Source organism: Quatrionicoccus australiensis (genome assembly GCF_020510425.1).
Lineage (GTDB): Bacteria > Pseudomonadota > Gammaproteobacteria > Burkholderiales > Rhodocyclaceae > Azonexus > Azonexus australiensis_A.
Genome location: NZ_JAHBAH010000001.1, coordinates 1836837 through 1857200, shown reverse-complemented (window position 1 = coordinate 1857200; position 20364 = coordinate 1836837). Strand labels below are relative to the sequence as shown.

Annotated in this window: 19 protein-coding genes and 1 riboswitch; of the genes, 9 read left to right on the top strand and 10 right to left on the bottom strand. The window is 61.9% G+C overall.

Annotation, left to right across the window (positions count from 1 at the left end; translation table 11 throughout):
* The first annotated feature begins 1 nt into the window (after position 1).
* The 6 genes from KIG99_RS08880 to KIG99_RS08855 are packed head-to-tail and all read left to right on the top strand — an operon-like array spanning position 2 to position 6345.
* Positions 2-988, top strand: coding sequence for a 4Fe-4S binding protein (locus tag KIG99_RS08880; RefSeq protein ID WP_226459838.1), 987 nt, complete (start codon positions 2-4; stop codon positions 986-988).
* The gene (locus tag KIG99_RS08875) at positions 969-2252 is read left to right on the top strand and encodes a double-cubane-cluster-containing anaerobic reductase (protein WP_226459837.1); all 1284 of its coding nucleotides are present in this window, start codon (positions 969-971) and stop codon (positions 2250-2252) included. The genes KIG99_RS08880 and KIG99_RS08875 overlap by 20 nt, the downstream gene beginning before the upstream one ends.
* Positions 2249-3061 carry an acyl-CoA dehydratase activase gene (locus KIG99_RS08870; protein ID WP_226459836.1) on the top strand — a complete coding sequence of 271 codons (813 nt, stop codon included), beginning with the start codon at positions 2249-2251 and terminating at the stop codon, positions 3059-3061. The genes KIG99_RS08875 and KIG99_RS08870 overlap by 4 nt, the downstream gene beginning before the upstream one ends.
* Before the next feature lie 38 nt (positions 3062-3099).
* Positions 3100-3759 carry a sulfite exporter TauE/SafE family protein gene (locus KIG99_RS08865; protein WP_226459835.1) on the top strand — a complete coding sequence of 220 codons (660 nt, stop codon included), beginning with the start codon at positions 3100-3102 and terminating at the stop codon, positions 3757-3759.
* A gap of 16 nt (positions 3760-3775) precedes the next feature.
* Positions 3776-5878 carry a TonB-dependent receptor plug domain-containing protein gene (locus KIG99_RS08860; protein WP_226459834.1) on the top strand — a complete coding sequence of 701 codons (2103 nt, stop codon included), beginning with the start codon at positions 3776-3778 and terminating at the stop codon, positions 5876-5878.
* Between the two features lie 2 nt (positions 5879-5880).
* On the top strand, positions 5881-6345 hold the full coding sequence (locus KIG99_RS08855) for a c-type cytochrome (RefSeq protein ID WP_226459833.1): 465 nt from the start codon (positions 5881-5883) through the stop codon (positions 6343-6345).
* 234 nt (positions 6346-6579) lie between these two features.
* Here the strand turns inward: KIG99_RS08855 and KIG99_RS08850 are convergent, their stop codons facing one another.
* From KIG99_RS08850 to KIG99_RS08830, 5 genes are all read right to left on the bottom strand, one after another.
* Positions 6580-6855 (bottom strand): hypothetical protein, encoded by a 276-nt coding sequence (locus KIG99_RS08850; protein ID WP_226459832.1) that lies wholly within the window; start codon positions 6853-6855, stop codon positions 6580-6582.
* Positions 6856-6923: 68 nt separating this feature from the next.
* On the bottom strand, positions 6924-7574 hold the full coding sequence (locus KIG99_RS08845) for a ribonuclease HI family protein (RefSeq protein WP_226459831.1): 651 nt from the start codon (positions 7572-7574) through the stop codon (positions 6924-6926).
* An 18-nt stretch (positions 7575-7592) separates the two neighbouring features.
* Positions 7593-9416: a glutamine--fructose-6-phosphate transaminase (isomerizing) gene (glmS, locus tag KIG99_RS08840; RefSeq protein ID WP_226459830.1), complete on the bottom strand. Its 1824-nt coding sequence runs from the start codon at positions 9414-9416 to the stop codon at positions 7593-7595.
* 9 nt (positions 9417-9425) lie between these two features.
* Positions 9426-10433, bottom strand: coding sequence for an NAD-dependent epimerase (locus KIG99_RS08835; RefSeq protein ID WP_226459829.1), 1008 nt, complete (start codon positions 10431-10433; stop codon positions 9426-9428).
* 31 nt (positions 10434-10464) lie between these two features.
* Positions 10465-11235 (bottom strand): glycosyltransferase family 2 protein, encoded by a 771-nt coding sequence (locus tag KIG99_RS08830; RefSeq protein WP_226459828.1) that lies wholly within the window; start codon positions 11233-11235, stop codon positions 10465-10467.
* A gap of 55 nt (positions 11236-11290) precedes the next feature.
* Here KIG99_RS08830 and waaC point away from each other — a divergent pair, with 55 nt between their 5' ends.
* Both waaC and waaA read left to right on the top strand, forming a co-directional pair.
* Positions 11291-12229, top strand: coding sequence for a lipopolysaccharide heptosyltransferase I (gene waaC / locus KIG99_RS08825; RefSeq protein WP_319002367.1), 939 nt, complete (start codon positions 11291-11293; stop codon positions 12227-12229).
* On the top strand, positions 12229-13488 hold the full coding sequence (gene waaA / locus KIG99_RS08820) for a lipid IV(A) 3-deoxy-D-manno-octulosonic acid transferase (RefSeq protein WP_226459826.1): 1260 nt from the start codon (positions 12229-12231) through the stop codon (positions 13486-13488). Before waaC ends, waaA begins: the two co-directional genes overlap by 1 nt.
* Here the strand turns inward: waaA and KIG99_RS08815 are convergent.
* The 5 genes from KIG99_RS08815 to KIG99_RS08795 form a co-directional block, all read right to left on the bottom strand.
* The gene (locus KIG99_RS08815; protein WP_226459825.1) at positions 13454-14782 is read right to left on the bottom strand and encodes a TolC family outer membrane protein; all 1329 of its coding nucleotides are present in this window, start codon (positions 14780-14782) and stop codon (positions 13454-13456) included. The genes waaA and KIG99_RS08815 overlap by 35 nt on opposite strands.
* Positions 14783-14789: 7 nt before the next feature.
* Positions 14790-15113, bottom strand: coding sequence for a rhodanese-like domain-containing protein (locus KIG99_RS08810; protein WP_226459824.1), 324 nt, complete (start codon positions 15111-15113; stop codon positions 14790-14792).
* Positions 15113-15766 (bottom strand): protein-L-isoaspartate O-methyltransferase family protein, encoded by a 654-nt coding sequence (locus tag KIG99_RS08805; protein WP_226459823.1) that lies wholly within the window; start codon positions 15764-15766, stop codon positions 15113-15115. The genes KIG99_RS08810 and KIG99_RS08805 overlap by 1 nt, the downstream gene beginning before the upstream one ends.
* Positions 15767-15827: 61 nt before the next feature.
* Entirely contained in the window at positions 15828-16469 is a 642-nt protein-coding gene (locus KIG99_RS08800) for a TetR/AcrR family transcriptional regulator (protein ID WP_226459822.1), read from the bottom strand.
* A 53-nt stretch (positions 16470-16522) separates the two neighbouring features.
* Positions 16523-18049: a carbonic anhydrase gene (locus KIG99_RS08795; protein WP_226459821.1), complete on the bottom strand. Its 1527-nt coding sequence runs from the start codon at positions 18047-18049 to the stop codon at positions 16523-16525.
* A 127-nt stretch (positions 18050-18176) separates the two neighbouring features.
* Positions 18177-18272, top strand: a riboswitch (TPP riboswitch).
* Positions 18273-18329: 57 nt separating this feature from the next.
* Between KIG99_RS08795 and thiC the strand changes: the two genes are divergently transcribed.
* The gene (gene thiC / locus KIG99_RS08790; protein ID WP_226459820.1) at positions 18330-20246 is read left to right on the top strand and encodes a phosphomethylpyrimidine synthase ThiC; all 1917 of its coding nucleotides are present in this window, start codon (positions 18330-18332) and stop codon (positions 20244-20246) included.
* Positions 20247-20364: the final 118 nt, after the last annotated feature.

The window sequence follows — 20364 nt, the reverse complement described above, 5'->3', positions numbered from 1 at the left end:
GGTGGGGCGTTTCAAGGCCGCGTTTGACATGGTCGACTGGAACCGCTTCCGCTTCTGGCTCCAGTTGTCCTTCTTCATTCTCTTCGTGTACGGCGGCTATGTCGGGATCAATGTCGGCAACAACCTGCCGACCTTTTCCTGCGGCTACAACACCGAGGGACGTGGCGGGATGTGCTACCTGATCCCGCTGCAACATCAATTTGCCTGGGGCTGGCAAAAGCTGTTCAGTGCAGCTGCCCTGACCATCCTGACCGGCTTCCTGACCTTCGGCCTGTGGTTCATTGTTTTCAACAAGGGCTGGTGCGGGTTGGCCTGCCCGCTGGGCACGATCCAGGACTGGATTACCGCATTGCGCCGCCGCCTCGGCATTCGTTACGGACGCTATACGCTGGCGCAGTTCCGCGCACTTTCGCAGATCAAGTACGTGCTGCTCGCGTTGATGCTGCTGATTCCGCTCGGCATCGGCGCCGGCTGGTTCTCGAAGGACATGGGATCGCCTTTCTGCATGATTTGTCCGGGCCGGATGATCATTCCGACCCTGACCGGGAAGTTCGATCACTGGACGGTCGACTTCTCGACAACGGCAAAAATGGCCATGACGGCCCTGGGCATGGTGGTGACCGGCCTGTTTTTCGTCGGCGCCTTCGTCAAGAAGCGCTTCTTCTGCTTCTTTTGCCCGATGAGCGCCCTGCATTACCTGATTTCCAAACCGGCGCTACTCACCCTGAAAAAGGACGGCAGCAAATGCACGCGCTGCGGTGACTGCTATCGGGTCTGCGACATGGAAATCAAGGAGATTGCCGACGACGTCAGCAATCCGCGAATCATGATGGACGACTGCACGCTGTGCCTCAAGTGCGTCGCCGCCTGCCCGGAACCCGGCGCCTTGAAGGCCAAATTTGCCACCGTGACCTTCTTCGAATCGACCGAAGCTGGATTCATCAAACGCATGCACAAAGGAATTGATCTTGAGCAACCGAAGTCCTGAGCGCCAGCCTGTTCCGTTTCACCAGAGCCGGCAGGCGCGTGAGGCGGAGGTCATGCTCGATCACATCGTCGATGACTTTCTCGAAAATCCGGCCGGGATGAAGTACTTCTACGACTTGTTCCGCCAGGTCTATATCCGCGGCGAGTCGCTGGAGCGGCAGGGGCCGCAGGTTGGCATCACCTGCATCCAGGCGCCGGAGGAATTGATTTACGCGCATGGTGCATCGCCCGTCCGGCTGTGCAATGGGTCGTATCACTATGACCAGATCGGCGCCGATTTCATGCCGGCCAAATCCTGCTCGCTGGTCAAGGCGACGCTGGGCATGCTGTGCTCCGAGAACGCCATTCCCAAGTTGGGCAAGCTCGACCTGATCGTCAATCCGACGACCTGCGACCAGAAGAAAAAAGCCAGCGTGATGATGGAAGGCATGGACCATGTCGTCCATGACCTGGAGTTTCCCAACGTCAAGGAAAGCGAGGCCTCGCGAGTGTATTGGCAGCGTTCGGTCCGGCAGTTCTCGGAACGTCTGCGCGCCTTGACCGGCGAAAAACTCACCAAGCCGAAACTGCGTGCGGCGATGGCCAAGACGGCCCGCGCCCAGAAGGCTTTCCGGACGATGAACGGCTTCCGGAAAAACTCGCCGGCGGTGTTCCTTGGCAAGGATGCCTTTCTGGTGACCAATGCCTACTTTTTTGACGATATCGAGCGGTGGACCGCTGCGCTCGAAGTCTTGAATCTCGAATTGGCTGAACGCGAAAAGGCGGCTTTCAACGCTGCCCAGAAAAAGGCGCCGCGCATCGTGTTTACCGGTTCGCCGCCGATTTTTCCGAACCTGAAGCTGCCCCTGCTCATCGAGCAGGCCGGCGGCGTGGTGGTGGCTGACGAAACCTGTTCGGCCAATCGCATGCTCTACGACATGACGGCGGTCGACGAATGGCTGCTCAACGACATGGTCGACAGTCTGGCCGACAAGTATCTCAAGCCCTGCACCTGTCCGATCTTCACCCGCAACGATGATCGCCTGCGCCGCTTGCTCGAACTGGCAAGCACCTTCAAGGCCGATGGCGTCGTCTACCAGTCCTTTGCCGGTTGCCAGGTTTACGAAATGGAACAGCGCAGCGTTGCCGATGCCCTGAACAAGGCCGGCATTCCGATGCTGTACATCGAAACCGACTACAGCCCGGATGACATGGGGCAGTTATCGACCCGGATCGAGGCCTTTCTCGAATCCATCAAAACCCGGAAAAGGCAGCAACGGACATGAGCTATTTCGCAGGAATCGATATCGGATCAACCGCCATCAAGGTCGCCTTGGTCGATGCAGAAGGGAAGATCAAGGGCGTGCATGTTGCCGACTCGGGCAGCCTCTTTCACAAGAACGCCAAGGAAGCCTTGCGCGTTTTGTTGGAAAAAAACGGTGTCGACCGTAGCGAGGTGAAATACTTGATTGCCACGGGTTACGGCCGGAAGTTGTTCAAGGAAGCCGATGACTCGATCAGCGAAATCACCGCCAATGCGATTGGCGCCCACGAAACCGGCAAGGCCTATGGCGGTGTAAGGACCATCATCAACATCGGCGGCCAGGATTCGAAAGCCATCCAGATCGACGACGCAGGTTGCGTCACAAATTTTGTCATGAACGACAAGTGCGCCGCCGGGACCGGTCGCTTTCTCGATGTCGCCGCGCGCAACATGGATATCGACCTCGAGGAACTGGGCGACTACCACTTCAACGGCAAAGGGGCGCCGCTGTCGATCAACAGCACCTGTACGGTCTTTGCCGAATCCGAAATCATCGGGCTCCTGGCCAACGGCCACGGCAAGGAAGAAATCGTTGCCGGCATTCATTACTCGATTGCCAAGCGCACGGTTCGTCTCGCCAAACGGGTCGGGATCGAGGATCGGGTCTATTTTGACGGTGGGCCGGCGCTCAACAAGGGCCTGGTGGCGGCCATCCAGGACGAACTGCAGCGGGAGCTGGTGGTACCCGAATATCCGCAGACCACGACGGCTTACGGCGCGGCGGTGCTGGCGCGCAGCGAGTACCTGGCCGATCTGAAGGACGGGCTTTGAGCCTGGTACCGGATGCGGTCAGTGCCATCGGACTGCCTATGGCACTGGGGCTGGGCATGCTCTACGGTCTTGGCCCCTGTCTGGTTAGTTGCCTGCCGTACCTGGGGCCGGTGTTCCTGAATGCTGATCAGGGCGTCAGGCAGTCCTGGAAAATCCTGCTCCCCCTGTCGCTTGGGCGACTGACGGTTTATTCCGGATTCGGTGCGGTCAGCGGCTGGTGGGGGTCGCGTTTCGTGGCTGGGGTCGAGGGCTGGGTGGTGCATCTGGCGATCGGCCTGGCGATGCTGCTGGTGGGCTTGTCCCTGCTCTCCCGGCGATGTCGGGGATCGTCGTGCAAGGCCGGGGCGGCAGGCGAAGCCGTTGTCGCATGGTCATCGCGCAAGCCTTCTGTGGCGCCGCAGATGATGCCGTTCGGCCTGTTCCTGATGGGGGTGGGCATGGCGCTGACACCTTGCGCCCCCTTGAGCGCGGTTCTGATTTCGTCTGCGGCGACCGGTAGTTCCGGTTTGGGTGCGCTGCTCGGTCTGTGTTTTGGTTTGGGAGCGATAACCGCACCGTCACTGGTTTATGGCGTTGTGGTGGCGTATTTCGGTGAGCAGTTGCGAGCTCGGCTCGGCACCTGGCTGCCGCGTCTGGAAGGACTTAGCGCAGGTTTGCTGGTTGCCGTGGGCATCACGCAGTTGCTGCGCCTGTATTGAAGATCGGAGTCATCAGTTGAAACCAGTATTTATCCTGCCTCTTGCCCTTTCCTGCCTGGGTGCTGTTCAAGCCCAGGAGCGGGTGCTCGCCGAAGTGACGGTCAACGCGACCGGCTCCGATATTGACGAAAGGCGGCAGGCGGCAACGCAAAAGACAATCATCGACCGCCAGGGTATCGAGGCGACCGGCGGTTTGTATGTGGGCGAAGTACTCAGCAAGCTGCCCGGCATCGATGCCGGAGTTCCCAGTAGCGACGGTTCGGTGGCTCTGCGATCGCGCGGTATGGTCAGGGATTCCGTACAAGTATTGATCGACGGCGAACGTCCGCCGGGCGACGCCCGCCATGCCTTGCTAATTGTTGCGCGGATGCCGGCCGGCGAACTGGAACGGGTTGAAATCATGAAAGGCGCAACGGCCGAATTCGGCAGCTCGACGCCGGTGACCGTAAATCTGGTGACCAACAAGGCCAGGCGAAACGACTCTTTGACTTTCAAGGCGGCAGGCGGTGTCCGGGGTGACGAGCCGGTCGCCCAACTGTCCCTGACCAAGACCGGCAGCAGTGGTGCGTGGTCGTGGAGCATTCCCTTGTCGATCAGCCAGTCGAACAGCCCGGTCGACAAGCGTCTGAGTCGACAGGAGTCGAATGCCGGGGTGCGGACGCTCTGGCAAACGGATCGCGAACAGGGGCGCAACGCAATATCCGAGCTTTTCCTCGGTCCCAAGCTGAACTGGAAGGAAGGGCAGAGCAGCTTCAGCCTGTGGCCGATGCTGTTCATGGCGAAGGGCGAGCGCAACTCGACTTTGACGCGTGATGAATATGCCGACCCGATACTCGGAACCGGTGCGAGTACCGTATTGCAGCGTAATGACCGGGAAGAAAGCGACCGGCGGGCAGCTCGCTTGCGTTTCGAGGGAGAAACCGTGGTGGCGGGTAGCAAGTTGTCCGCCCGCCTGACCCTGGTCAATAGCGAACAGAATCGGGACGTGACGCGCGACAGCAGTGGCGTGCGATCGACAGAGCGCTATCGGCGCGGTGAAGATGAAGTCAACGCGGCTTTGCGGGCCGATCACGGCTGGGGCGATCACGTTTCGGCCTTGGGCCTGGAATACATCACCCTGAGTCGTACCGAGCGCCAGAATTACACCGGGACTTTTGCCGGCAGCGATGTTTTCCGCGCGAAAGAAAAGCAGGCAACGCTCTGGTTGCAGGATGAATGGGCGCTTGCCAAGGACTTTAGTCTGACGACCGGGGTTCGGGGCGAGTCGATCGATCTTGCCGCTGATTCTCCTGGCAGGCAGCATGCTGCACTTTCGCCATCCATTTCCGTTCGCTGGGAGTTCAGCGAGGGCTGGGTATTCCGCTCATCGCTCGGTATGGGCATGAAAGCGCCAAAACTCGAGGAAATCAGCAATGCGCCGGTCCGTTCGGTCAGCAGCAACTCGCCGCTGGAAGCAGATCGTCGGGGAAACCCAGATCTGCGGCCGGAGAAGTCGACCAGCCTGGATCTGGCGCTCGAATATTATTGGCCGGGCGAGATTGCGGCTGTCGGCCTGAATGCCTATGTGCGCGACACCTCCGACTTCATCGAACGCCGTACCGTACTTGAGGGCGCGCGCTGGGTCGAACGTCCCTACAACGAAGGCGATGCCCGGCACTGGGGCGTCGAAATCGACGGCAAGATCAAGGGCGAGCTGATCGGCCTGGCCGGCGCTTCCTTGCGCACTCACCTGACCCTGCCGCGGGCGACGGTTGAAGACAGGCGTCTGGGTGTCAGTCGTGCGGCGCGTGAGGTGCCCAGCTATGTCTGGACGCTGGGTTACGATCAGACCTTGTCCGGTCTTGCCTCGAATGCAGGCGTTCTGTTGCAGCAGACGGGCAAGACAAAGACCGATGTTCCCGGAGAGTTGTGGGCGGAAAACAAGGCGCGTTCGGTGCTCGACGCCTACTGGGTGAGAAAGGTCAGCCGTTCGGTCAATCTTCGTCTGACTTTGCAGAACATTCTCGGCGATGATAGCCGGCGCACGGTGCGCGCCTATTCCGGTGGACAGGACTGGCAGTTGGGCAGCCTGGACAAGCAACCACGCTCGGCTCTCCTGACGCTGGAAGGGAAATGGTAAGCATGCAGCGCATCTCTTCTTTGATCGCTGGCCTGTTATTGTCGTCTTGGCTGATGCCATTGCAGGCGCAGCAGGTCCGGCCGGAAACGAACATCAAATGGCGCCAGTCGGCCTATCAGGTGATGAGCTGGAGTACTTCGCGCATTCGGGCCAATGTCGAGGGGCAGTTCAGTCGTGACGAGGTGATTCGGGCGGCCAGCCTGCTCAATGCGTTCGCGACAGCCGGCATGGGCGGCTTGTACCCGCCGGGTAGTGAGAGTGGAAGCGGCTGGCATGAAACGACAGCACGCCCGGAAATTTTCCGCAATCCGGCATTGGCCGGCGAGCGCGCCGGTGCCTTGGCACGAGAGGCAGGCACCCTGCTGACTATTGCCCAGACGGCTGATGTTGCTGTCATCAAGCAGCAGTACGGCAAAGTGATACAGGCCTGTCGGGCTTGCCACGACGACTTCAAGATTCGCGAATGATGGTGTTTCGGGCGCAAGGCAGAGTTTTGTCGGCGCCTGACCCCGACGCTCAACCTGCGCCTCTCCGGCCAGAACCAGCTGAAAACCGACACCCGCCGCCAGCAGGAAGCCTACGCCGGCGCTGTGTCATGGTCCCTGAACCCGATCGAACGTGGGGTAAGGATGGTGATGCTGGCGCTGGAGGGGAAGTGGTGAGGAGGATGTGTGCTTTATGCCCAAAGCGGATAAAACTCGCTACAAAGAAAAAGCTTTGAAGGTGTCGAAAATCAAGCGGCCAGAAATTGCTAACGAGCATATGAACAAAAGAACAACAAATCTCTGCGCGTCTGCAATTACGAAACGACTACCAGAACCTCGTTCTTCTGGTGGCAGTTCTTTCTCCCCATTCAATCCAACTAATTTCTCAGTCTCGCCTTCCGAGTAGTTGCGTATTAAGCCCATCCATTGGGCAAACTGGATGTTGAAAAATACGGATAGAGCACTAAGCACGAGAAGAATCCATTTATCCATAGCCCCTCCAGGTTAAAGACAATTACACACGTGTAATGTTGCCTGCTTCTGGCTGATTCCCGCCTTCCTCAATCCAGCAACATCGCCTCTTTCAGCGCCGCCGGCAGCAGTTTCCGGTGCCAGAAATCTTCATGTCCGAAGTTGTTTTCGACGCGCAGGGCGCAGCCTTTTTCCAGTGCGAGCTGGGTTGGTTTGCCGTTTTCGCGCAGTTTGGCGGCGTCCATGCGTTTGCCCAGTGCGACGCCGGAGAGGCCGAAGGGTTTGCCGATTTCGGTGATTTTCATCCAAATCGTGCGGTCGACCGCTATGGGGGCGGCAATGCCGATGGCGCGCTTGGAGAGGGCGTCGGCGGCGCCGTTTTCTTCGCGCGGGATCCAGCACAGGCGGACTTTGGGGATCTGGGCGCGCAGTTCGAGCACGGTCTTGCAGAGCGGGACGAGGCCGGCCGAGTTGATCAGCCATTCGCCGTTGACCTGCTTGATCACCAGCTGGCTGTCGCCATGCACGATGAGGTCTTCGACGCCGGCATCGAGCGCGGCGTCGAGCAGGGCGATCAGGGCGCAGTATTCGGCTTCGTTGTTGCTGCCGTGGCCGATTTCTTCGGCAATCTCGATGAGCTGCCCGGCTGGGCCGCGCAGTAGCGCACCGATGCCGCGCAGGCCCGGGTTGGTGTGCTTGGTAGCACCGTCAAACCAGGCCAGCCAGGTGTTGTCATCCATGGCTCGCGCTGCGCCGGCCTACTCGACGGTGACCGACTTGGCGAGATTCCTCGGCTTGTCCACATCCGTGCCCTTGACCAGCGCCACATGGTACGACAGCAGTTGCAGCGGGATGACGTGCAGGATGGGCGACAACTCGCCGTAGTGTTCCGGCAGACGCAGGATGTGCACTCCTTCCGAAGCCTGGATTTCCGAATCGGCGTCGGCGAAGACGTAGAGTTCGCCGCCGCGCGCCTGGACTTCCTTGAGGTTGGACTTGAGCTTGTCGAGCAGCTGGTCGTTCGGTGCCACCGAAATCACCGGCATGTTGGCGTCGACCAGTGCCAGCGGCCCGTGCTTGAGCTCACCGGCCGGGTAGGCTTCGGCGTGGATGTAGGAGATTTCCTTGAGCTTGAGCGCACCTTCCATGGCGATCGGGTAATGCCGGCCGCGTCCGAGGAACAGGGCGTGGTGCTTGTCGGCAAAATGCTTGGACCAAGCGACGATCTCGGTTTCGAGCTGTAAAACCTTGTTGACCGCTACCGGCAGGTGGCGCAGCTGGTCGAGGTAGGCGGCCTCCTGTTCGGCGCTCAGGCGGCCCTTGACCTTGGCGGCGACGAGCACGAGCAGGAAGAGCGCGGCGAGCTGGGTGGTGAAGGCCTTGGTCGAGGCGACGCCGATTTCCGGGCCGGCGCGGGTGATGAAGCGCAGCGCGCATTCACGCACGATGGCCGATTCCGGCACGTTGCAGATGGCCAGCGTCTTGGTCTGGCCGAGCGCCTTGGCGTGGCGCAGCGCGGCCAGGGTGTCGGCGGTTTCGCCGGATTGCGAGATGGCGACGATCAGCTGGCGCGGGTTGGGCACCGAGACGCGGTAGCGGTATTCGCTGGCGATCTCGACATTGCACGGCACGCCGGCGATGGCTTCGAGCCAGTAGCGGGCGGTGTAGCCGGAGTGGCTGCTGGTGCCGCAGGCGAGGATCAGGATGGAGTCGACATCGGCGAGCAGCGCCGCGGCGTCGGCACCGAAGATGCCGGGCTGGATGCTCTTGCTGCCGCCGATCATTTCGAGGGTGTTGGCCAGCGCTTCCGGCTGCTCGAAGATTTCCTTCTGCATGTAGTGCTGGTAGTTGCCGAGTTCGACGGCGGCGGCCGAGAGTTGCGAGACATGCACCGGCCGTTCGACCGGCGTGCCGTCGAGGCGGGCGATGTTGACGCTCTGGGCGGTCAACTCGGCAATATCGCCATTTTCCAGGTAGACCATGTTGCGCGTCACCTGGAGCAGGGCCGAGGCATCGGAGGCCGCGTAGTTGCCGGTTTCCGAGACGCCGAGCAGCAGCGGCGAGCCTTCGCGGGCGACGATGACCTTGCCCGGTTGCTTGGCGTCGATCACGGCGATGGCGTAGGCGCCAACCAGCCTGCGGCAGGCGAGCTGCACCGCCTTGAACAGGTCAGGTTCGCTCTTCAGCGTCGCTTCGACCAGATGGGCTATGCTTTCGGTGTCGGTGTCCGAGGTGAACACGTAGCCCTGGGCGCTCAGTTCGCGGCGCAGGCTTTCGTAATTCTCGATGATGCCGTTGTGCACGACGGCAATGCTGCCGGAAACATGCGGATGGGCATTGCGTTCGCTCGGCACGCCGTGCGTCGCCCAGCGCGTGTGGGCAATGCCGGTCACGGCGCTGGTGCCGGCCGCGGCGGCTTCGAGTTCGGCGACGCGGCCGGTCGAGCGCACGCGCTCGATGCCGCCGGCCCCGATCACGGCCAGCCCGGCCGAGTCGTAACCCCGGTATTCGAGCTTTTTCAGGCCTTCAACAAGGGTGCCTACGATATTGTTGCCGGCTGCTGCCGCGACGATGCCGCACATGAGAGTTCCTTAAAGCTTGTAGTAGTCGCGATACCAGGTGACGAAACGATTGACGCCTTCCTGGATCGGGGTGGACGGCGCGAAGCCGACCCATTCGTTGAGCAGCGCGGTATCGGCGTAGGTGGCCGGGACGTCGCCGTCCTGCATCGGCAGCAGGCGCTTTTCGGCCTTCTTGCCGATGCCGGTTTCGATGGCACCGATGAAGTCGAGCAGTTGCACCGGATCGTTGTTGCCGATGTTGAAGACGCGATAGGGCACGTTGCTGGTTGCCGGATCGGCTTCGTCCGGCACGTAGCCGGGATTCGGTTCGGCGACGCGGTCCATGGTCCGGATGACGCCTTCGACGATGTCGTCGATATAGGTGAAATCGCGCTGCATGTTGCCGTGGTTGAAGACGTCGATCGCCCGGTCGTTGAGGATGGCGCCGGCAAACAGGAAGGGCGACATGTCCGGACGGCCCCACGGGCCATAGACCGTGAAGAAGCGCAGGCCGGTGGTGGGCAGGCCGTAGAGGTGGCTGTAGGTGTGCGCCATCAGCTCGTTGGCCTTCTTGGTCGCGGCATACAGGCTGACCGGGTGGTCGACGCTGTCGTGCTCGGAGAATGGCATCCTGGTGTTGCCACCGTAGACGCTGGAGCTGGAGGCATAGACCAGGTGCTGCACCTTGTTGTGGCGGCAGCCTTCGAGAATATTCACGAAGCCGACCAGGTTGCTGTCCACGTAGGCATGCGGATTCTTGATCGAGTAGCGCACGCCGGCCTGGGCGGCGAGGTGGATGACGCGATCGAATTTCTCGTCGGCGAACAGCTTCTCGATGCCCGGACGGTCGGCGATGTCGAGCTTGATGAAGCGGAAATTGGCATGCGGCTGCAGCTGTGCCAGACGCGCTTCCTTGAGCGAGACTTCGTAGTAGTCGTTGAGGTTGTCGATGCCGACCACTTCGTCGCCGCGCGCCAGCAGGCGCAGGGCGGTGCTCATGCCGATAAACCCGGCGGCGCCGGTGACGAGAATTTTCATGTTCAGGATCCTGCGAGGGAAAGTCGGGATTTTACCGCAGCGCAGCAGAGTCGTTCCTGCGCTCCAGCATCTTGGAATATTTCATGAAGCTGTTGAAACAGCCGATGGCGATGTGGATCAGCCCGGGCAGACCATCGCGGAAGCCCTGGCGGATGAAATAGAACTTGATGAAGCGCACCAGCGGGCTAAGCGCGATGCGCGCAAAGCCGGTGTGCTTGCCGGCGGCCAGCGCCATTTCGGCGGCCAGTGTGGTGTAGCGGTTCTGCTTGGCGAGATAGGCAGCCAGCGTTTCGGCCGAGTCGTGCAGCAGGTCGCCGGTCAGCGTGCCGACGCTGGCGTTGGTGATGATCTTTTCGTGCACGGCATCGTCCGACCAGCGCGCCTGGCGACGATCGAACAGGCGCAGGCTCCAGTCCGGATAGCCTTCGCCATGGCGCAGGTAGCGGCCGAGGAAGCGGTTGCAGCGCGCGAAGCGGTAAGCGTTGTTCAACGGCGCGACGAGGGTATTTTCGATGGCGGCCTGCAATTCCGGCGTGACGCGCTCGTCGGCATCGAGGCAGAGTACCCAGTCGTGGGCGGCGGCGTCGACGGCGAACTGCTTCTGCGGTCCGAAGCCCAGCCAGTCCTGCTCGATGACGCGGGCGCCATGGCGTTCGGCCAGTTCGCGCGTGCCGTCGGCGCTGCCGGAATCGACGACGACGATCTCGTCGGCGAAGCGGGCGCTGCGCAGGCAGGCTTCAAGCTGTGTTGCCGCATTGAGCGTGATGATGGCAACGGATAGCGGCTGGCGCGAAGCGGGCATTTATAATGGCGACTTTGAAAAGACGTCATTTTATCTGCCGATGCGCATTCTGCTCGTGAAAACTTCCTCGCTCGGCGACGTCATCCACAATCTGCCCGTGGTCAGCGACATCCGCCGCAATTTCCCCGATGCAACGGTCGACTGGTGCGTGGAGGAGAATTTCGCCGCCATTCCCCGCCTGCATCCGGCGGTCGATCAGGTGATCCCGGTCGCCATCCGGCGCTGGCGCAAGAAGCTGCTGAGCGGCGCCACCTGGCGCGAGATTTCGGCGTTCGGCCGGCTCATCCAGCGCGAGCGCTACGATCTGGTGATCGACACGCAGGGGCTGGTCAAGAGCGCTTTCATCGCCCGCCGGGCGCGTGGTCCGTTGGCCGGTTACGCTGCCGATTCGGCACGCGAGCCGCTGGCGGCCAGTCTCTATGGCCAGCACTTCAGCATTTCCCGCGATCTGCACGCGGTGGTGCGCAACCGCCAGCTGGTCGGTGCGGCACTTGGTTACGCCGTCGAAGACGGCCCGGATTACGGCATCGCGGTGGCACCGTCCGCTGCCGACTGGCTGCCGCCCGCGCCTTACGTCGTCTTCCTGACCGCGACCAGTCGCGACGACAAGCTTTGGCCCGAGCAACACTGGCTGGAACTAGGTCATGCCTTGCACGCGCAGGGCATCCGCGCCGTGCTGCCGGCCGGTACGCAGCCCGAACGCGACCGGGCGGCCCGACTGGCGGCCGGCATTCCCGGTGCCGTCGCGGCGCCGCCGATGTATATCCCGGATCTGGCCGCGGTACTGGCCGGCGCGCGCACCGCGATCGGTGTCGATACCGGCCTGACCCACCTCGCCGTGGCGCTGGATATCCCGACCGTGGCGCTGTACACCGCCACCGATCCCGGCCTGACCGGCGTGCTCGGCACCGGCTTTTGCCGCAACCTCGGCGGCAAGGCGCTGATTCCGGACGTCGCCGCCGTGCTTGCCGAACTGCAGCCGGTGCTCGGCTGATGGCCCGCTCGCTGTATTCCCTGATTCTCTACCTGATCACGCCGCTGATCTGGCTGCGCCTGCTCTGGCGCGCCCGCAAGCAACCCGAGTATCTGCACCATTTGCGCGAGCGCTACGGTTTCTACCGGTCGACGCCGCCGCAAAGCCTGATTTGGGTGCATGCCGTGTCGGTCGGCGAAACGCGGGCCGCGCAGCCTTTGATCGAGGGCTTGCTGGCCCGCTGGCCGGAACATCGCATCCTGCTCACCGGCATGACGCCGACCGGGCGTGCGACCGGGCAGGAGGTCTATGGCGAGCGCGTCATCCAGGCTTACCTGCCCTACGACTATCCCGGTGCGGTCGACCGCTTTTTTTCGCACTTTTCGCCGGCCTTCGGCGTCTTGATGGAAACCGAGATCTGGCCCAACCTGCTGCGTGCCGCATTGCATCACCGGATCCCGGTCATGCTCGCCAATGCCCGGCTGTCCGAGCGTTCGGCACGCGGTTACGGCAAGCTCGCCAGTCTGGTGCGGCCGGCTTTTGCCGCGCTGGCCGGCGTCGCCGCGCAGACGCCGGGCGATGCCGAACGGATCGCGGCGCTTGGCGCCACAGCGGTCGACGTCTGCGGCAACCTCAAATTCGACGTTACGCCGGCGGCGGAAAAGCTGGCGCTGGGTGCGGAGTGGCGGCGCGCCATCGGGTCACGCCCGGTTTGGCTGGCGGCCAGTACGCGTGAAGGCGAGGAAGAACTGGTGCTGGAGGCGTGGTCGCGCGTCAGTGTGCCGAATACCTTGCTCGTGCTGGTGCCGCGTCACCCGCAGCGCTTCAGCGAGGTGGCCGGTTTGCTGGCCAGACAAGGCTTGAGCAGCGTACGCCGCAGCGAAGGTTTGCCCACGGCCGAAACGCAGGTCTGGCTCGGCGACAGCATGGGCGAGATGGCGGCTTACTACGCGCTGGCCGATCTCGCCTTCATCGGCGGTAGCCTGTTACCGCTTGGCGGGCAGAACCTGATCGAGGCGGCGGCTTGCGGCTGCCCGGTGCTGGTCGGGCCGCACACCTTCAACTTCCTGCAGGCGACCGAAGATGCGATCGCCGCCGGTGCGGCACGGCGTGTCGACAGCCCGGCGGCATTGGGCGAGGCGGTTGCCGGTTTATTGCAGAATGAGAATGAACTGGTGCTGATGCGCCAGTCGGCGAGCCGTTTTGCGGCGGCGCATCAGGGTGCGGCTTTGCGCACCCTGGATCTTATTGCGCGCTGGACGGGTCGAGCAGGCTGTTGATCTGGGCGACGTCGTCGTCGCCCAGCGCGCCGACCGCGGCCTTCAGGCGCAGTTGCGCCATCAGCGTGTCAAGCGTGGCCTTGGCCAGATCGCGGCGGGTCACGTAGACCTGGTTCTCGGCATTGAGCACATCGATATTGATGCGCACGCCGACTTCATAGCCCAGCTTGTTCGATTCCAGCGCCGATTGCGATGACACCAGCGCCGCCTGCAGGGCACGTACCTGCGCCAGACCATTGACCACGCCGAGGTAATACTGGCGGGCAGACAGGGCCGCACCGCGGCGCGTCGCCTCAAGGCTGGATTCCGCGGCATTGCGGTTGGCGGCTGCCTCGCGCTGGCGGGAAACGACCAGGCCGCCCTGGAAGAGCGGGATGTTCAGCTGCAGGCCGATGTTCTGGACATCGGTATCGTAGGCGCCACCGTAGGCCTGGAGAAATGATTTGGAGTAGCCCTTGTTGGCCACCAGATCAAGCGTCGGATAGTGGCCGGCACGCTGCTTGTCGAGTTCCCGCGCGGCGATGTCGGCGTTGGCCTGTTGCACCTGGACGGCGAGGCTGTCCTTTTCGGCGGCAGCGACCCACTGGCTCATGTCGTTCGGCTGCGGCGGCGTCAGCGGTGCATCCTTGCGGACGACGGCGAGCAGGCCGGGTTCCTTGCCGAGAATGGCCGCCAGCGCATGCTGTTTGACCTCGAGATCGCTTTCGGCAGAGATTTCCTGCGCCGAGGCAAGGTCGAAACGGGCCTGGGCTTCATGCGTGTCGGTGATGGTGGCGGTGCCGACCTCGAAGTTCTTTTTGGCGGATTCGAGCTGTTGACCGATGGCGCTCTTGTTGGCCTTCACCGCCTTGAGGTTTTCGGTCGCGTAATTGACGTCGAAATAAGCCTGGGCCACGCGCAGGATCAGATCCTGTCTGGCCTGCGTGAAATTGACCTCGGCCTGGACGACCTGAATCTTGGCCTGGTCGTAGCTGACCCAGTTCTGCCAGCGGAACAGCGGCTGGGAAAGGGTGAGCTGGTAGCCGTTCGAGTTGTAGCGTGCCTTGGTTGGTGTGCTGCCGTTATGCGGGCTGATTTCATTCTCGTTCCACACCGTATTGCCCGACAGCGACAGGCTGGGCAGCAGGCCGGCCCGGCCTTGCGGTGCCTTTTCGCGGCCGGCATCGAGCACCGAGCGCGCCGCGGCAAAGGTCGGGTCATTGTCCTGCGCCGTGCGATACACCTGCATCAGGTCGGCCGCAAAGAGCGGCGACGCGAACAGTGGAGAAACAATCAGCCAGGCAAGTTTTTTCATCATTCCCTCAATAGCGGCGAAGGCTGGGGTCGACATCGGTTGCCCAGGCGTCGACACCGCCCGACAGGTTATGAACGGCGCCATAACCCCGGCGTTCCAGGAACATGGCAACCTGCATGCTGCGGCCACCGTGATGACAGATCACGACGATGTCGCGTTCCGGACTCAGCTCTTCACAACGGACCGGCACCACATGCATCGGAATGTGCAGCGAGTCGGTCAGATGGCAATGCTCGAACTCCCACGCTTCGCGTACGTCAAGCAACAAGGGTTGCGGGCGGCTGGCATCGGCCAGCCATTCTGCGAGTTGGCGAGGTGAGAGTTGATTCATCAGAAAATGAAGTTGGCCTTGGCTGGCGTTCCATCCAGCGCCGGAATGACTGTTTCGAAGAGGTTGATCGTGTTGTAGATGCCGTCAGCGGTACAGGTGATCAGCTGGGCTTCCATGACCGGCGCTTCGCCGACCGTGATGGCCAGGCGGCCACCGACGCGCAGCTGCCTGAGCAGGGCTTCCGGAACGGCCGGAACAGAGGCGGAAACAACGATCGCGTCGTAGGGGCCGCGGCCGGAAAAACCGTTGGCGCCATCGCAGACTTCGATCGAGACATTGCTGATGCCGGCGCGTTCGAGATTCTGGCGAGCCAGGTCAGCCAGCTCGGGGCGGCATTCGACGCTGACGACGTGCTCGGAACGGGCGGCGAGCAGGGCAGCCATGTAGCCGCTGCCGGTGCCGATTTCGAGAACCTTGTCGGTCTTTTTCAGGCTCAGTTCCTGCAGCAGCTTGGCTTCGACGCGCGGTGCCAGCATGACCTGACCGCTGCCGAGCGGGATTTCCATGTCGGCGAAAGCCAGGTTGCGATAGGCGGCAGGCACGAAATCCTCGCGCTTGACGACAAAAAGCAGGTCAAGAACCTGCGGATCCAGAACCTCCCAGGGCCGGATCTGCTGTTCAATCATGTTGAAGCGTGCTTGCTCGATGTTCATTTGGGTTCTCCGCAGGCTTAATATTAGCACAAGCTAATATAGTGATTCCGACAAAGCAAAATTATACCTGAGTCTCCGGGGCTAGCCTGCGCAGGCCCTGCCGCAGCAGGTCGATATGAATCTGCAGATACAGTTGCGGGTCGCTTTCGGCGCTCTGGCAGCAAGACAGCGAAAAACGCCAGATCAGCAGCATCAGGAGGGGGGCAATGATCACGTCGATGGTCGTTTCGACATCCATCTCGCGGAATTCGCCACTTGCCATGCCGCGTTCCAGCGCTGCGCCGACCAGCGCCCGCCCGCGGCGGATCACGTTTTCGTAGTAATACTGGGCAACTTCCGGGAAGTTGCGCGCTTCGGCCACCATCAACTTTGGGATGCCGGCGAAATCTGTTTGTCCGATTTTGCTCCACCAGTTGGCGAGCAGTTTTTCCATCAATGCGAAACTACAGCCGGTGTGGCGGGCGGCGATTTCCTCGTTCTCCAGCATCACTGGAATGATGCCTTCCTGGATCACCGCCTTGAACAGCGCTTCCTTGCTGTCGAAGTAGAGGTAGAGCGTGCCCTTGGAAACCCCTGCGCGGGCAGCGACATCTTCCAGGCGGGTGGCGGCGAAGCCTTTTTCGACAAAAAGCTCAAGGGCAGCGGCCGTCAGTTCGGCGGGACGGGCTTCCTTGCGGCGTTTACGGGGTGCGGTAACGGACATGGGTAACTTAATGACTGATCGGTCATTAAGTTACCACCGCCGTTTGTTTCAGGTCAACGACCTTCCTTGATCAGGCGACTGGCCGCCGGCTGGATCGGGCGAGCGTTGTTCTTGTAGAGCCGGCTGAAGATGTTGATCTGCTCGGCCGAAACCTGCACCGGCTGCTTCATGACCAGCCACAGTACGCCTTCCGAGCAGGGCGGCGTGGTCAGCGAGCCCATGTAGGTGTAGTAGCTGCGGCTCGACGGGAGCAGCGTGGCCGGGTCGATGGCCAGATCGGGCGGCTGCACCTCGGCGTTCTTTTCCAGCGGCATGTTGTTCCACAGGGTCTGGATGAAGGGGTTTTCATTGCCCCGCTCGAGCAGCACGGCGACGACCGCAAGCTGGCCTTCGTCGGACTTGTGCACCAGATGCACGACCATGTCGAAACGCTGGCCATTGATCTTTTCTTCCGACGGACGGTGGAAGTGGAATTGCACCAGTTCATAGGTCTTGCCGGTCAGCGAGATTGAACTGTCGGCGACGGCAACCTGCACGGTATGGCCGTTGTCGACGATGCGGAAGGTCGACGGGCGATAGTTGAACTTGATCGGTTCGAGGTCGACCTTGATGCCGTCCCTGATGTCGATCGGCGACTGGCGCTGGCCGATCGCGCAGGTGGTATTTTTTGGGTCGAGCTTGGACCAGTTTTCCGGGCCGCCGGCGCCTTCGTAATCCCAGTGGATATGGGCGTGCTGCACCGCCGGTTCGCTGTGCGCGATTTCCAGCATGTAGCCTTCCTGCTTCGCCGCCTTTTTCGCCTTGGGGGCTGCGGCCGCGCTGTGCACAACCACCATCGCTGCTTTGGGCGCGACAGGTGCCGGCGCAGCATGAGCGGCCGGTGCTGCATGAGCGGCGGGAGCAGCATGGGCAGCGGGAGCTGCATGAGCGGCCGGGGCGGGGGCAGCCTGCTTGGCAGGGGCTTCCTTGGCGGCCTCGGCGGCGGCCTTCAGATTCGGCCGGATCGACGGAATCGGACTGCTTTCCGACACCTTGGTTGCTTCCGCGGCTTGGCCTTGATCGGCTGCCTTGATCGCGGCAGCGGGCTTTTCCGTCTTGGCCAGTTCCTTCTGGAGCAGCGCTTCATTGGCCTGTTTCAGCTGGCCGGCGGCTTCGTTGGCCTTCTGGGCGAGTTCGGCGGCGCTTTCCTTTTGCGGCCGGCAGACTTCGCGCAGCACCTTGTCGTCGAGCGTGCCGCTGCGCACCGGCAGGTCGGGGCTCTTCAGGCTTTCTTCACGGACAATGTCGCCCTCGCCCTTCTTGAGGACGCGTCGGAGCGTGCTGGCATTGCGTCCGGCACAGTCGTAGCGGGTGGTGGCCTCGATGAAGCGATAGCTGTTGCCGGTCTTCTGGTCGATCAGTTCCTTGTCGAGGATGACGCGGGCCAGTGCCTGCACCTTGTCGCCGTCTTCGCGCTTGATGCTGGTGCGGTCGAGCTCGATCTTCTTGCCCGGCTCGGAGGAAATGGTCTGCCAGGTCGGCGCTGCGCCGGCCGTAAACGGCAGGCAGAGCAGGACGGCGGCAATGGTGAGAAGACGCATCTGAAACCCCTTTGATCTTTTTCGTTTGAATTCTGGCGCTTGGTAAGGTTATTTCGACCAGATTCGAGAAATCTTGAGCGCAGAATGGCGTTCCTTGCATTTTGCCTGTGTTTCCAGTAACTTGCGACCCACTCGTTAGGGGTGCCCGGCAAGCTCAGGGCTGAGAAAAACCCTTCGAACCTGACCGGGTCATGCCGTCGTAGGGAAACGAATTTCGCACTCGCGGAACCTGATCGCTCCTTGCCCGTCTTACCCCGTTGCACCCACGCAAGGAAGAACCATGAACGCCACCGAACAATTTCTCGCCGCCAACGCCCATGTGGACGCGGCCGCCGTCCAGCCGCTGCCGAATTCGCGCAAGGTCTATATCGAGGGCAGCCGCCCCGACATCCGCGTCCCGATGCGCGAAATCTCGCAGGACGACACGCCGACCGCCTTCGGTGGCGAAAAGAACCCGCCGATCTACGTTTACGACTGTTCCGGTCCGTACTCCGACCCGGCGGCCAAGATCGACATCCGCTCCGGCCTGCCCGCACTGCGCGCCGCCTGGATCGCCGAGCGCGGCGACGTCGAGGAACTGCCCGGCCTGAGCTCCGAATTCGGCCAGAAGCGGGCCGACGACAAGTCGCTCGACGAACTGCGCTTCCCCGGTTTGCACAGGAAGCCGCTGCGCGCCAAGGCCGGCAAGAACGTCTCGCAGATGCACTACGCCCGCCAGGGCATCATCACCCCCGAGATGGAGTACGTCGCCATCCGTGAAAACAACAATCGCCGCGCCTACATGGAGTCGCTGCGGTCGACCGGCAAAATGGGCGAAAAAATGGCTGCCCTGCTCGGTCGCCAGCACCCCGGCCAGAACTTCGGCGCCAGCATCCCGGAAGAAATCACGCCGGAATTCGTGCGCAGCGAAATCGCCCGCGGCCGCGCCATCATCCCCAACAACATCAACCACCCGGAAAGCGAGCCGATGATCATCGGTCGCAATTTCCTGACCAAGATCAACGCCAACATCGGCAACTCGGCGCTCGGCTCCAGCATTCAGGAAGAAGTCGAGAAAATGACCTGGTCGATCCGCTGGGGCGGCGACACGGTGATGGATCTGTCCACCGGCAAGAACATCCACGAAACGCGTGAATGGATCATCCGCAACAGCCCGGTCGCGATCGGTACCGTGCCGATCTATCAGGCGCTGGAAAAGGTCAACGGCAAAGCCGAAGACCTGACCTGGGAAATCTTCCGCGACACGCTGATCGAACAGGCCGAACAGGGCGTCGACTACTTCACCATCCACGCCGGCGTTTTGCTGCGTTACGTGCCGTTGACCGCCAACCGCATGACCGGCATCGTCAGCCGCGGCGGCTCGATCATGGCCAAGTGGTGTCTCGCCCACCACAAGGAAAGCTTCCTCTACACGCACTTCGAGGAAATCTGCGAAATCATGAAGGCCTACGACGTCGCCTTCAGCCTCGGCGATGGTCTGCGCCCCGGCTCGATCTACGACGCCAACGACGAAGCCCAGCTTGGCGAACTCAAGACCCTGGGCGAACTGACGCAGATCGCCTGGAAGCACGACGTGCAAGTCATGATCGAAGGCCCCGGCCATGTGCCCATGCACATGATCAAGGAGAACATGGATCTGCAGCTCGAATACTGCGACGAAGCCCCGTTCTACACCCTCGGCCCGCTGACCACCGACATCGCGCCGGGCTACGACCACATCACCAGCGGCATCGGCGCCGCGATGATCGGCTGGTACGGCACGGCCATGCTCTGCTATGTGACGCCCAAGGAACACCTCGGCCTGCCCGACAAGGACGACGTCAAGACCGGCATCATCACCTACAAGCTCGCCGCCCACGCCGCCGACCTCGCCAAGGGCCACCCCGGTGCGCAGATCCGCGACAACGCGCTGTCCAAGGCGCGCTTCGAGTTCCGCTGGGACGACCAGTTCAACCTCGGCCTCGATCCGGACAAGGCGCGTGAATTCCACGACGAAACCCTGCCCAAGGAATCGGCCAAGGTCGCCCACTTCTGCTCCATGTGCGGCCCGCACTTCTGCTCGATGAAGATCACGCAGGAAGTGCGCGAATTCGCGGCGCAGCAAGGGCTGGATGAAGCAGCAGCGCTGGAAAAGGGGATGGAAGTGAAGTCGGTGGAGTTCGTGAAGGCTGGTGCTGAGGTTTATAGCAAGGTCTGACCCGGTCAACTGCGAAAAAGCAGCAAAAAGGCGACTGAATCAGTCGCCATTTTTACGTCCGTGAAATGTTTGCTTACCGCATTTACGTTCATTTACAGCCTGTTAACCGCCATTAACC